This is a genomic window from Sphingopyxis sp. (assembly GCF_016793825.1).
GTDB lineage: Bacteria > Pseudomonadota > Alphaproteobacteria > Sphingomonadales > Sphingomonadaceae > Sphingopyxis.
The window spans coordinates 42714-55297 of sequence record NZ_JAEULM010000017.1; the positions used below are offsets into that span (position 1 = coordinate 42714).

General features: G+C 65.4%; 13 protein-coding genes. 3 read left to right on the plus strand and 10 right to left on the minus strand.

Going from position 1 to position 12584, the window contains the following annotated elements; genetic code table 11:
- Positions 1-11: 11 nt before the first annotated feature.
- Genes JNM03_RS03930 through JNM03_RS03940 form a run of 3 tightly spaced genes read right to left on the minus strand, consistent with a single transcriptional unit; the run spans position 12 to position 3806 of the window.
- Positions 12-1277 (minus strand): FAD-dependent oxidoreductase, encoded by a 1266-nt coding sequence (locus JNM03_RS03930; RefSeq protein WP_294034557.1) that lies wholly within the window; start codon positions 1275-1277, stop codon positions 12-14.
- Positions 1267-2931, minus strand: coding sequence for an amidohydrolase (locus JNM03_RS03935; RefSeq protein WP_294034558.1), 1665 nt, complete (start codon positions 2929-2931; stop codon positions 1267-1269). Before JNM03_RS03935 ends, JNM03_RS03930 begins: the two co-directional genes overlap by 11 nt.
- A complete protein-coding gene (locus JNM03_RS03940; protein ID WP_294034560.1) occupies positions 2928-3806 on the minus strand; it encodes an NAD(P)-dependent oxidoreductase in 879 nt (292 codons plus the stop codon). Before JNM03_RS03940 ends, JNM03_RS03935 begins: the two co-directional genes overlap by 4 nt.
- A gap of 59 nt (positions 3807-3865) precedes the next feature.
- Between JNM03_RS03940 and JNM03_RS03945 the strand changes: the two genes are divergently transcribed.
- Positions 3866-5116: a threonine ammonia-lyase gene (locus JNM03_RS03945; protein ID WP_294034562.1), complete on the plus strand. Its 1251-nt coding sequence runs from the start codon at positions 3866-3868 to the stop codon at positions 5114-5116.
- Positions 5113-5511 carry a thioesterase family protein gene (locus JNM03_RS03950; protein ID WP_294034564.1) on the plus strand — a complete coding sequence of 133 codons (399 nt, stop codon included), beginning with the start codon at positions 5113-5115 and terminating at the stop codon, positions 5509-5511. Before JNM03_RS03945 ends, JNM03_RS03950 begins: the two co-directional genes overlap by 4 nt.
- Here JNM03_RS03950 and JNM03_RS03955 read toward each other — a convergent pair.
- A complete protein-coding gene (locus tag JNM03_RS03955) occupies positions 5508-6221 on the minus strand; it encodes an SIMPL domain-containing protein (RefSeq protein ID WP_294034565.1) in 714 nt (237 codons plus the stop codon). The two genes, JNM03_RS03950 and JNM03_RS03955, sit on opposite strands and share 4 nt — an antisense overlap.
- Before the next feature lie 106 nt (positions 6222-6327).
- Here JNM03_RS03955 and JNM03_RS03960 point away from each other — a divergent pair, with 106 nt between their 5' ends.
- The gene (locus JNM03_RS03960) at positions 6328-6816 is read left to right on the plus strand and encodes a GNAT family N-acetyltransferase (RefSeq protein ID WP_294034566.1); all 489 of its coding nucleotides are present in this window, start codon (positions 6328-6330) and stop codon (positions 6814-6816) included.
- A 29-nt stretch (positions 6817-6845) separates the two neighbouring features.
- Here JNM03_RS03960 and JNM03_RS03965 read toward each other — a convergent pair whose 3' ends face one another.
- From JNM03_RS03965 to JNM03_RS03990, 6 genes are all read right to left on the minus strand, one after another.
- Positions 6846-8216: a sulfatase-like hydrolase/transferase gene (locus JNM03_RS03965; RefSeq protein WP_294034568.1), complete on the minus strand. Its 1371-nt coding sequence runs from the start codon at positions 8214-8216 to the stop codon at positions 6846-6848.
- Between the two features lie 106 nt (positions 8217-8322).
- Entirely contained in the window at positions 8323-8799 is a 477-nt protein-coding gene (locus JNM03_RS03970) for a MarR family transcriptional regulator (RefSeq protein ID WP_294034569.1), read from the minus strand.
- The gene (locus JNM03_RS03975; protein WP_294034571.1) at positions 8783-10114 is read right to left on the minus strand and encodes a S41 family peptidase; all 1332 of its coding nucleotides are present in this window, start codon (positions 10112-10114) and stop codon (positions 8783-8785) included. Before JNM03_RS03975 ends, JNM03_RS03970 begins: the two co-directional genes overlap by 17 nt.
- Positions 10115-10216: 102 nt before the next feature.
- Positions 10217-10552, minus strand: coding sequence for a hypothetical protein (locus JNM03_RS03980; RefSeq protein ID WP_294034573.1), 336 nt, complete (start codon positions 10550-10552; stop codon positions 10217-10219).
- Positions 10553-10594: 42 nt separating this feature from the next.
- A complete protein-coding gene (locus JNM03_RS03985; protein ID WP_294034575.1) occupies positions 10595-11335 on the minus strand; it encodes an alpha/beta fold hydrolase in 741 nt (246 codons plus the stop codon).
- Between the two features lie 30 nt (positions 11336-11365).
- Positions 11366-12541 carry a PQQ-dependent sugar dehydrogenase gene (locus tag JNM03_RS03990; protein WP_294034577.1) on the minus strand — a complete coding sequence of 392 codons (1176 nt, stop codon included), beginning with the start codon at positions 12539-12541 and terminating at the stop codon, positions 11366-11368.
- Positions 12542-12584 lie beyond the last annotated feature (43 nt).

Genomic DNA, 12584 nt, shown 5'->3' on the forward strand with positions numbered 1-12584 from the left:
GTTCGCCGTCGTCAGAACACCGTCCGCGCCGCGACGGCGCCCTTGGTCGCGTAGCTGAAGCGCGGTTCGACGGGCAAGGCGGGATCGAGGATGTGCGCGGCGACCCGTTTCCCCACGGCCGGGCCATTCTTGAACCCGTGGCCCGACCCGCCGCCCACGAGCCAGATGCGATCCTGTCCCGGCAACCGGTCGATCAGATAGTCGCCGTTCGAGCTGTTTTCGTACTGACAGACGCGCGCGCCGATCAGCGGTGCGTCGGTGAGGCCGGGGAAGCGCTGCGCGATATAGGCGCGCGCTTCGGCAATGCCCGCCGGCGTCGGCGCGCGGTCCTGGGTGTCGGGGTCCACCACCGGGCCGTGGACGTCGATCGCGATCTTGAACCCCGCGCCTTCGAGGTCGGGAATGCCATAGACGATGCGTCCGTTGTTGAAGTCGGCCCAGACCGGCAGTTCGGGCGGGGCGAAGCGCGTGTCGCCCTGCGGCGCGCCGAAATGATAGACTTCCTGCCGTGTCGCGACGATCTTGTTCATGAGCTGCTGCGGGAACAGCTCGGCGAGCCAGGGGCCGCAGGCATAGACGAGATGGTCCGCGGTTCCGCCGTCGGGCAGCGTGTGCTTCTTGATCTTCTTGGCGATCAGCGGCGCGGGCATGACGACGCGCTCGACCTCGATCTGGGCGTCGGCGATGACTTCCTGCACGCCGCGGCCGGCGATCAGCGCGCCGCAATCCTTTTCGAGTATCCCCGTCTCGCCCTGATAGAACTGGATCTGGCGCCAGTTTCTTTGCAGCCAGTGAACGTCGCCATGATCGTGATCGACCCGGTTCGCCCTGAGCCAGTCGAGCGATTGCGCGGTATAGGTGTCGCCCTGTGGTGCGAACCAGAGCACCCCGGTGTTGTGAAAGATCGGCAGGCTGGCGGTGTCGGAAAGATCCTTCCAATATTCGAGCGATTCCTGCGCCATCTCCGAATAGATGCTGTCCGCGCCATATCCCATGCGGATGACGCGGCTCTCACCGCCGGACGAGGCGCGCCAATGACCAGCACCATAGGCGTCGAACAGCCGCACTGATTTGCCAGCGCGCAGCAGGTGCCAGGCGGTCCACGCGCCGAAGACCCCTGCGCCGATGATCGCGACATCGACATGCTGGACCTTTGGCCGCGCGGGTTTGCGTTTCTTCGATTTGCGTTCCCTGCCGTCGGCGGCCGTCGCGGCGGCGGCGACCGGGAGCGCGGCAAGGCCGGTCAGGACGGCGCGGCGGGACGGGCTATCGGCCAAGCGTCCCGCCCTCGCTTTTCTTGTAGTAGCGGTAGCCGCCGATCCAGGTTTCGAGCGGGGCCATCCGGCGAATCTCGTCGGGACTGGCGAGCAGCGGGTCGGCATCCAGCATCAGGAAATCGGCGCGCATCCCGGGCATCAGCGTCCCGAGCCGGTCCTCGGCGAAGGCGGCAAAGGCCGCCGTGCGCGTAAAGCCGTCGAGCGCGCTCTCGCGGCTTACCGTTTCCTCCGGATGCCAGCCGCCGATCGGCTGGCCCGCGGCGTCGGTGCGCGAAATCGCGGCGGCGATGCCGGGGAACGGATTGGCGCTTTCGACCGGTACGTCGGAACCGAAGGCAAGGCGGACGCCGGCCTTTTCCATGCTGCGCCAGGCGTAGGCGCCCTTCAGCCGGTCGGGGCCGAGCCGCGCCTCGGCCATCGTGCGGTCCGACGTCTGGTGCGTCGGCTGCATCGAGGCGATGACTTTCAGTTCGGCGAATTTCGGGATGTCGAGCGGGTCGACGATCTGCGCATGTTCGATCCGCCAGCGGCGCTCGCCCGGTAGGTCTCGGCTGAGATCGTCGATCGCCGCGAGCGCTTCGGCATTGGCGGCGTCGCCGATCGCGTGGATCGCGACCTGGAACTTGTCCATCGACGCGCGCACCATCTTGTTGCGAAGCTGCGCGGGCGTGAGCAGCGGCAGGCCTTTTTGCCCCGGCGCATCGCTGTACGGCGCCTTCAGCCAGGCGCCGCGCGACCCGAGCGCGCCGTCGAGATAGAGTTTGACCCCGACCATGCGCAGCTTGTCGTCATAGAGCCAGGGCGTGGGTTCCGAGCCGGCGATCAGCGCCATATTGTCGATGTCGCCGCCATAGGAGAGGATACGGATCGCGAGCTGTTTCTTGTCGCCGGCGCGGCGATACGCCTGCCACTCGGCGATCGAGGTGCCCATGTCGGCGATGCTCGTGATGCCCTGTGCCATCAGTTTCTGCTGCGCGAGCAGGAAGGCGCGGTCGAGATCGCGGGCGAGCGGTTTCGGCTTGGCGCTGTCGATCAGGCCCATCGCGGCATCGACGAAGACGCCGCTCGGCTTGCCGGCGACCATTTCGATGCGGCCGCCCTCCGGCGCCTTGGTCGTCGCGGTGATCTTGGCGGCATTCAACGCCGCCGTATTCGCCCAGCCGGCATGACCGTCGACACGTTCGAGCCACACCGCGCGGTCGGGAACGGCGGCGTCGAGGTCGGCGGCGGTGGGAAAGCGGCCGAGCCCCCATTTTTCCTGATTCCAGCCGAAGCCGATGATCCACGGCATTTCGGGATTTTCGGCCGCATATTTGCGGATCGCCGCCTGCGCCTCGGCCAGCGACGCGGTGTCTGACAGGTCGAGCAGCATGAGCTGGAAGCCCAGCCCCATGACATGGCCGTGCGCATCGATCAGGCCGGGGATCAGGGTGCGACCCTTGCCGTCTTCCTTGAAATCGGGGCGTTCAGGGCGCTTGTCCTTGCGGTCGAGGAGCTGCTTGACCTTGCCTTGCGTATCGATGACGAGGCCGGTGAAGCGCACGACCTTGCCATCCTGGTCGAGCGTGATGCCGTTGACATTATCGACCAGCGTGTCGGCATGCGCGGGGGCGGCGATCGCAAGCGCCAGTAGCGCAAAGGTCAGGCGTTTCATTTCGGCAGTCTCGTCACCAGCGAGCTGGTATCGCGGCGGCCGTTTCCGGCCTTCTGCACATCGGCGTAGAATTGATCGACGAGGCTGGCGACCGGCAGCGTGGCGCCGTTGGTGCGCGCCTCGTCGAGCGCGAGGCCGAGATCCTTGCGCATCCAGTCCACCGCAAAGCCGAAGTCGAATTCGTCCTTCGACATCGTTGCCCAGCGATTGAGCATCTGCCAGCTTGCCGCCGCGCCGCCCGACACCGCTTCGAACACCTTGTCGGTGTCGAGCTTCGACACCTGCGCAAAGCGCAGCGCCTCGGACAGGCCCTGCAGGACGCCGGCGATTGCGATCTGGTTCACCATCTTGGTCGTCTGCCCGGCGCCGGGCCCGCCGATATGGGTGATCCGGGCGGAATAGGCGCGCATGACGGGTTCGGCGGCGGCGAAGGCATCCTTCGTGCCGCCGCACATGGCCGAGAGCGTGCCCGCCTGCGCGCCCGATTCGCCGCCCGAGACGGGGGCATCGACGCTGAGCAGGCCCAGCCCTTCGGCCTCGACCGAGAGCTGGCGCGCGATGCGGGCAGAGACGGTCGTGTGGTCGATGAAGAGGGCACCCCGCCGCATCGCGCGAAACGCGCCGTCGCGGCCGAGCGTGACTTGCGCAAGATCGTCGTCGTTGCCGACACAGGTCAGGACCACGTCGGCGTCCTTCACGGCTTCGGCGGGTGTTGCCGCCGCGGCGCCGCCATATTGTGCGACCCAGGCGTCGGCCTTGGCCCGGGTGCGGTTATAGACGGTGAGGGCGTGGCCCGCGTTCACGAGATGCCCTGCCATCGGCCCGCCCATGACGCCGGTTCCGATGAAGCTGATGCGCAATTTCTGTTCGTCCATGCGGCAATCCATAACCATGGTTTGCGCGGCGCGCCAGATAGGCTAGGGCGCTTGCCGTTATGACCGATCAACTGACCCTGACCTCCGCCGCCGATTTTCCGGCGATCACATTGGACGATGTGCGCGCGGCGGCCGGGCGAATTAACGGCGCGGTCGTGCGGACGCCGACGTTGAAGTCGCTGACGCTGTCCGAACTGGTCGGCGCCGAGGTCTGGCTGAAGTTCGAGAATCTGCAATTCACGGCGGCATACAAGGAGCGCGGGGCGCTCAATGCGCTGCTGCTGCTCAGCGATGAAGCGAAGGCGCGCGGGGTTATCGCGGCGTCGGCGGGCAATCATGCGCAGGGCCTTGCCTATCACGGCAAGCGGCTGGGCGTGCCCGTGACGATCGTGATGCCGAAGACGACGCCGCAGGTGAAGGTGTCGCAGACCGCGAGTCACGGTGCGGAGATCGTGCTGTTCGGCGAAAAGTTCGACGACGCCTCGGCCCATGCGCGGGTGCTGGAAAAGGAACGCGGGCTTACGTTCGTGCATCCGTTCGATCACCCCCATATCGCGGCGGGGCAGGGGACGGTCGCGCTCGAAATGCTGGAGGATGTGCCCGAACTCGACACGCTGATCGTGCCGATCGGCGGCGGCGGCCTGTTGACCGGCATGGGAACCGCGGCGCGCGGGATCAAGAACGACATGCGCCTCGTCGGCGTGCAGGCCGAGCTCTATCCGTCGATGTATGCCCGGCTGAACGGCGTCGACATGGCGTGCGAGGGCGACACGCTGGCCGAGGGGATCGCGGTCAAGGAACCCGGCGAATATACGCGCAAGATCGTCGCGGCGCTGAACGACGACATCGTCCTTGTCGCCGAACGCCACCTGGAACGCGCCGTCAGCCTGTTGCTCCAGATCGAGAAGACGGTGGTGGAGGGAGCCGGCGCGGCCGGCCTCGCGGCGATGCTCGCGCACCCCGAAGCGTTCGCGGGGCGCAAGGTCGGGCTGGTGCTGACCGGCGGCAATATCGACACGCGGCTGCTCGCCAACGTGCTGCTGCGCGACCTTGCGCGTTCGGGCCGCATCGCGCGCCTGCGCATCCGGCTGCAGGATCGGCCCGGCGCGCTGTTCAAGGTGATGAAGCTGTTCGACGAGAAGCAGGTCAACATCATCGAAATCTATCACCAGCGCATCTTCACGACGCTGCCCGCGAAGGGGCTGATCACCGACATCGAGTGCGAGGCGCGCGACAAGGACCATCTCGACAGCCTCGTCGCCTCGCTGCGCGATGCCGGCTATATGGTGACGACGGTGGAGCTGGCTTGAGGGAATTCACTCTCGACTTCGTCGCGACGCCCGGGAGCATCGACGAACTCGGCCACGTCAACAATGCGGTGTGGGTCCAGTGGATTCAGCAGGTTGCGACGGGGCATTGGGATACCGTCGCGCCGCAGTCGCACAAGGACGCCTATGTCTGGGTCGTCGTGCGCCACGAGATCGACTATCTGCGCGCGCTTGGTCCCGGCGAGACGGTGACGGCGCGAACCTGGGTTGCCGACAGGCCGCAGGGCGCAAAGTTCGACCGCTTCATGGAATTCGTCGGAGCCGACGGGAAAGTGCACGTCCGCGCGCGCACGGTGTGGGCGCTGCTCGACAAGGCGAGCGGCCGGCCGCTGCGCGTGACCGACGCGATCGTCGCGCCGTTTCTGGGCGCCAGCTAAATCTTCGTCAATTCGAACACGACGCCGACCGATACCATGACGTTGTCGTCGGCTGGATCGATCCGCGTCGGCGACGACGCCGCCACGTTCATGACCGTGGGGCGGGGTGCGCGATAGCCCGAACTGTCATTGATCGACACGATACGGCGAATCTTCATGCCCAGTGTCCTGGCATATATGTTCGCGCGATCCATGGCGTCGGTTACGGCAGCCTTGCGGGCGCGGGCGGCCGATGCCGGATCGGCGTCCCAGGTCATTATCGGTCCACGAATATTGGTGGCGCCTGCATCGACAAGGCGGTCGATGATCATACCGGCGTCCTCGGGCTTGCGAAACGTGATCGACAGCGAGTGCGAGACCTGAAAGCCTTCGATACTTTCGCCCCTCTCATGCTTTCGCGTCGGCGACAGGGTCAGAGCGGACGTCGAGAAATCCTTTTCCGTGACACCATATCGTTTGAGGGTACGCCGCATCTGATCAAGATTGTCGGCATTGCGGCGTACCGCGTCCGATGCCCGCGGCGCGAATTCCTCGACACCGGCCATGATCTGAAGGGAGGCGGCAGGCTGGCTGTCGAACCCCTGGCCGGTGATCGAGAGCCTGGTGGAGGTGTCGTCGATACCGTCCCCCGCGGTCGCCCCCCACAGGAGAGGCGTGGCGCCGATAACGGCAGCGGCGGCGAGCAATCTGTAGTGATTTTTCCCGAGCATATGTCCCTCCTGCTTTGATATCGTTCGATACTTGTCCGTAGTTAAGGAATGTCGAATCCACGAAAGGCGAGTTGAACCGGCGGCAAATGCCCGCATATGATGCGGCATGCGGATCCGGGCTGCCAATCATGACGATGCCGCTGCCATCTGGGCGATCATCGAACCGGTGATCCGGGCGGGCGAGACCTATGCGCTCGACCGCGACATGGGCCGGGCGGATGCGCTTGCCTATTGGTTCGGCGCGGACAAGGAGGTGTTCGTCGCCGAAGAGGATGGCGTCCCGCTTGGCACCTATTATCTGCGCGCCAATCAGGCCGGCGGCGGAGCCCATGTCTGCAACGCCGGCTATATGACAGCGGCGGCGGCGACGGGGCGCGGGGTTGCGCGGGCCATGGCCCGGCATTCGATCGACCTTGCAACAGAGCGCGGGTTTCGCGCGATGCAGTATAATTTCGTGGTGAGTTCGAACGAACGGGCGGTGCGGCTATGGCAGGCGCTGGGGTTCGAAATCGTCGGGCGTTTGCCGCAGGCTTTCGATCATCCGGCGCTGGGGCTTGTCGATGCGCTGGTGATGGTTCGTCAGCTCCAGCCCTAGGGTCCTCACACAGGCCGATCGATCCGCCATCAGGTGTGGCTGGGCGCCCGCGTCCTGCCGGCCGGCGCCGCTCCCGTGGCGTGCCCCGCCTTGCTGCGCAGGAGGATCCACGGAACATGGCTTTCGTCGAAGCGCACGCGGCTGTCGCGATCGAAAAGCGGCGGCATATGGTCGCCGACGATCAGGATGTCGGTCGGCGGCAGCGCGGGATCCATCGCCATCGCGTCGAGCGCCGCGGCCAGTTGATGATGAACCGAGAACAGGCGGCAAAGCTGCTGGTTCTCGGCGCTCCATTCGGCAGGTCCAAGACGGCAGCCGATCGTACCCAGCGTCTGGTCCTCGACCACCGGCACATGCGAATTGAGCGTCAGCCAGTAGATCATCTGCGGTTCGGTGGCGTTTGCGAGCCGCCGGGCGATCAAGGCCGGTACATCCTTGTCGCAGGCTCCGGGAAACATGCCGCCACAGGGTCGCGCGCCATCCTTGATCAGGTCGGACGCAAACTCGATCCGGTCGAAATGGAGCTTGGGATACCAATGGGTGCGGTCGAAGAACTCGCCGGTAAAGCTGTGCATCGCCGTCGTCTTGTAACCGGCCTTGCGATACCGGCCGGGCAGGCAGTCCGACTTTGCGAAATCGAAGTTCATGTAGAGGCCCCACACCCCGCACAGCTCGCGGATTTCGGCGTTTGTCGTCGAGCCGTAATAGGGGACGCTGCCCTGTGAGACGTCGTACCGCGTTCGCCAACCGGGCCGGTTCCAGTCGGCGTCGAACAGGGCCTTTTCGACCCGGCTCGTCGGTCGTCCCAGTGCCTCGACCACGATGATGACGACATTGCGTTTTCCGGCGGCCGGTTCCTCCAGACCCGCCATGGTCGTCGCGGCGTGAAAGGGCTCTCCTGCTGCGGGAACCGCATGGTAGCTGTCCTTGGTGGAACGGGCGGCGACATCGTCGATCATGCTCATCGCATAGATCGACGAAATAGCGACCAGCATCGACAGCAAGGATGGAAAACGCTGGACGCGAGGCGCGTGACGGAGAGTGATCAGCACCACGCCGAGGAATAAAAGTCCCCCCAGCAGATAGATGGACACCAGCCAGGGGCGCACTTCGACCGCAAATTCGGGCAGATACTGGATAGCCCATATCGGCAGGTTGAAGGTGAGGCAGATGTAGTAGGACATCATGGTCCCCATCATGCCGAGCAGCAAGGTCTGCTTCACCCGCTTCCAGGGAAGCTGCGACACCAGAAGACCAGAAAAACCGAACAGCTTGAGGACGTTGGTCATCGACGGGCCGCCGAGGGGCCATGTCAGGATGATGATCAGATTTGGGATCACCAGCCAGTACAACGCCCATCGCCACGGTATCGACCGTTCGAGAAATGCTCCGATTTGCAAAACGAACCCCTCCGCTTCAAGGCCGACCTTAAGCAGTTTTGGTTAGCAGACGGTAAAGGGCGTCATCGGATGTTGGCGCGGGGCTTATACGGGTGGCGCCCGTGGGTCAGGCGAGGTCCTGTCTCGCCCGCTCGCGAAGCGGTCGGTCGGCGAGCGCCTTCAGCGACCTCAGAATCGCGCTGTGGACATCGCCGACTTCGTCGAACAGCCGTTTGTACACGATCCCGATATCGGCGCTGTAGGTGTCGAGCCTCGCAAGCTGTGCGAGCCCTTCTTCGGTCAGGCGGAACAGCTTGCGGCGCGCATCGGCAGGATCGGGGCGCTGATCGATGAGGTTCAGCCGCAGAAGCGCCGGACATTTTTGCAGGACAAGCTGGTGCGATTGACCGAGGGCGCGCGCCAGTTCGGCTGCGGATGCTTCCCCCGCCTGTCCCAGCGCAGTGAGAAGCGAGCAGGATCGCACGGGGACGATAATGCCCGATGCGGCGAACAGATCGCGCGTCTGCTCCTCGATCGTCTGGCTCAGCAATTCGCTGAGCCGGCCGAGGAAGGAGATGTCGTTAAGGTCAGTCGAGGCGGGCATAGGTCTGGCTGGTTCCATCGCGGTTTATGCGTTCGAGGGCGATGATCCTGCCCGCCTTTCGCGCGAGGCGAAAGCGGAAGTCGTCGATCCCTTCGATCGCCAGCAGATCGGCGCCGAGCGGTTCCAGTCGCAGGCGGAACCTCTCGCGCCAGGTGTAGACGAGCTTGCCGTCCGCGACGTCGATCCGGCGCCCTTCATAGCGCCCGGCAATGGCCTTCATGCGATCGGGTGGGAGAGTGACGGGGGCGGCGCGGGCCGACAGCAGGGGGGCCAGCCAGTCGGCATCGGCCTGTCGGGCCGGATCCGATCTGGCGAGATCGGCGAGTGCCAGGCGGTGCGCGAAGAGCAGGGCGTCGGCGGACGCAACCTCATGGTCGGGTTTCACGCCCTGTCCTTCGAAATCGCCGTGATCGACGGGGTCGCGTATCTGGCCGATCGGCACCTGCACGAAGAAATCGCGCCCCACCGGCTTGCGGTCGACGGGATGCGCCCCACCCGCCGTGCGTTCGCCGATCAGCGTCGCGCGGCCAAGTTTATGGAGCGAATAGGCGAACCATTCGGCAGCGGAGAAGGAGGTTGAGCCGGTGAGGACATAGACGGGTTTGCCGGTCAGCCGTTTCGCCGGAAGCGCGGGCAACACCCATTGTCCGCGCTCGACCCGGCGGCCATCCTCGACATAATAATAATCGAACAGTTCCTGGTCCTTGTCGCCGCGAAACAACTGGCTTGCCAGAAGCTGCGCCATCTCCAGCGTTCCGCCATTGTTGTAGCGTAGGTCGTAGATGACCGCGTCGCTGTTCTCGATGAAGCGCATCGCGGCGGCAGCGGCGTCATAGCCAAGCTCCGGATCGGCAAAGTGAGACAGGCCGACATAGGCAATATTCCCGTCGAGCCGGCGGAGTTCGCTGAAGCCGAAATTGTCACGCTCCTCGGCGCGCCGTTCCTTGTCGCGGGTCGCGGCCGCGCGTGCGGGGTCGGCCTTGGCGGCATGATCGGCCGCAAATTCGGGGTCGACGCCGACAAAGAAATGAAGGTCGTTGCTGGCCGCGACCACATCGGCGGACAAGGCCTGCGCGAGCGCCTCCTTGTCGGCGGCATCGTCATAGTCCCCCTTGTCCAGATGCGCGCGCAGCGCAGCGGCGATGTTCCTCGCCTTGTCGGGGAACACATAATTCGCCTCGATCGTCTGGCTCAGCTGATCGACGATCGCGCGCTTGTCTTCGGCGGTCAGCGGTGCGGCGCCGCCGGCTGCGACGCACGAAAGCCAGGCGGCTGCGACGAGGAGGATCGATCCGGGGCGGTGGTAGCGTGGCATGATTTTCACCTGCGGTCTTAATATACAATATATTGCGCAATATATTGTATATCGGCGTGGCGCAAGATCGATTCTGCCGTTCGGTTCGCGAAATCCGATACTCTAGCGCGCGACGGCGCGAATATTCTGCCGTTCGACCCAGCCGTTCGCGCAGGTCGAGGCAACGCGGCCGTCGAGACCGTTCGCGGTGCCCTGACACGAATAGCGGCCGCTGCGATAATGGACCCAAAGCCAGCGGGGGTTTTCGCCGCAGACATAAATGACCGAGCCGGCCTTCAGCTTGCCGGTCTTTCGCGCGGCGCGCGACGGAGTGCGATAGACCGAAACCTCGGCATCGCGTGGACCGCCCGCGACGATCGCATAGGGGCAGGTCGCCGCAACGGCGGGCGCCGGGCTTTGCAGCATGATCGCCAGCACGGCGCTTGTCATCGTCAGCATATCAGTCCTTCCCGTGCGGCGGCGATGCGCGCTTGTGGCACATCAGTCTATGTCTTCGGTTAACGCCTGGACGATCGCGGCAACCGATGTCGGTGCATAGGCGAACCCCATATGCCCGCAATCGACCTCGACCTGCCGGTCGCTTTCATGGCTTTGGCCGCGCGCGCTGTTCACCGCGACGACGCCGTCATGTTTTGACCACAGCGCGAAGGTCGGCATTGACGGGCGCGGCGCGGGGTGAAAGTCGAGCGGCGGATTGTCGACGGGGTGCCGCGCGATCAGATGATAAAGGCGCCACGCGCGATTGGCGCGGCGGCTGCCCGAAAAGGGCGAACCGAGCGTCACCACGCGGGCGACCTTGCCCGGATGATGCTTTGCGTATTCGCGCGCGTAGATGCCCCCGAGGCTCCAGCCGACGAGCGCGGGCGCATGGCCGGTGCGGTCGATGATCCACTGCACGCGGCCATCGATCCGATCGATGATATCGGCGGTCGCGCCACGATTGAAGCCGAGGCCCCAGGCGTAACAGCGGAATCCCGAGCGGCGGAGGTCGGCGCGCAGGGCCTTCGTCGCCCAGTCGCCCGACAGGAAGCCGGGAAGCACCATGACCGGCGGATGTGCGCTGTCGGGATTGGGTTCGGGCGGCATCGCGCGGATGCGGCCGGCCATCGCGCGCGCGAGCGCCCCGATCTCGCGCCACAACAACGAGAGCGGCGGCGGTGCGTCCGGATCGGGTATGCGCGCCGGCCATTCGGCCCGCCGGGCGAGGAAGCCGCGGATCATGAAAGGGTCAGCCCCATAAACGTCCCGACCCTAGCCCTTCGGTACGAGCTTCAGCAGCTTGCCGCCCGCGCCATCGGTGAGCAGCCAGACGGTGCCGTCCTCGCGTACTTCCACCTCGCGGATGCGCTGGCCGAAATCCCAGCGATCCGCCTTGTGCAAGGTGTCGCCGTCGATGGCCATGCGGATGAGCCCCTGGCCCGAGAGCGCGCCCATCAGCAGGCTGTTCTTCCAGCCGGGATAGGCATCGCCGCCGTACCAGACGAGTCCGGCGGGCGAAACCGAGGGGTTCCACCACAGTTTCGGCGCGGCGAATTCGGGGCGGGTCGGGTGGTCCGGGATATCCCGGCCGTCATAATGGTCGCCGTTCGACACGATCGGGTAGCCATAATTGGCCTTTGGTGCGACGAGATTGACCTCGTCGCCGCCCTTCGGCCCCATTTCCTGCTGCCAGAGCCGGCCACCGCCATCGAAGGCGAGGCCGAGGATGTTGCGGTGTCCGAGCGACCAGATTTGTGCAGTGACGCCGCCTTGCGACGCAAAGGGATTGTCGGCGGGGATGCTGCCGTCGGGTTTCAGGCGAAGGACTTTGCCCAGATTGGCCTTCATGTCCTGCGCGGGGTCGAACTTCTGCCGCTCGCCCGATCCGATGAAGAGATACTGGCCGTCGGGCGAGAAGGCGAGGCGGTGCGAGAAATGGCCGCGCCCGGGGACCTTGGGGTCCTGTTTCCAGATCGTCTGCAGGCCTTCGATCCGCGGGCTGGCGCCATTCACGAATCTGGCCTTGCCGACGACGGCGCCGAAGGTATCGCCGCTGCCGGCTTCGACCCAGCTCAGGTAGATCGTGCCGCTGGTCGCGAAATCGGGCGCCAGGATCACGTCGCCGAAGCCGCCTTGACCGCCATAGGCAACCGCGGGAACGCCCGCGACATCGAGCGTCGGGCTGTCTTCTCGCCACAGTTTGAGCTTGCCCGCTCGTTCGGTGACCAGCGCCTGCCTGCCGCCCGGCAGAAAGGTCATCGCCCATGGCTCGTTGAAGCTTGCGATCTCCCGCACGGTGAACGGAGCGCTGGCGAGCGGGGCGGCGGGCTGGGCGCCCGAGGCGTCCAATCCGGCACCATCGGTGGGCGCCGCGCCGCTGGGCGAACCGGCCGAACAGGCGGCAACGATCATCGCCGTCGACAGGGCGAGGGTTGGTATCTTTCTCATTGGAAGCTCGCTTTGCTGGGGGGAATACCGATCATACTGACAA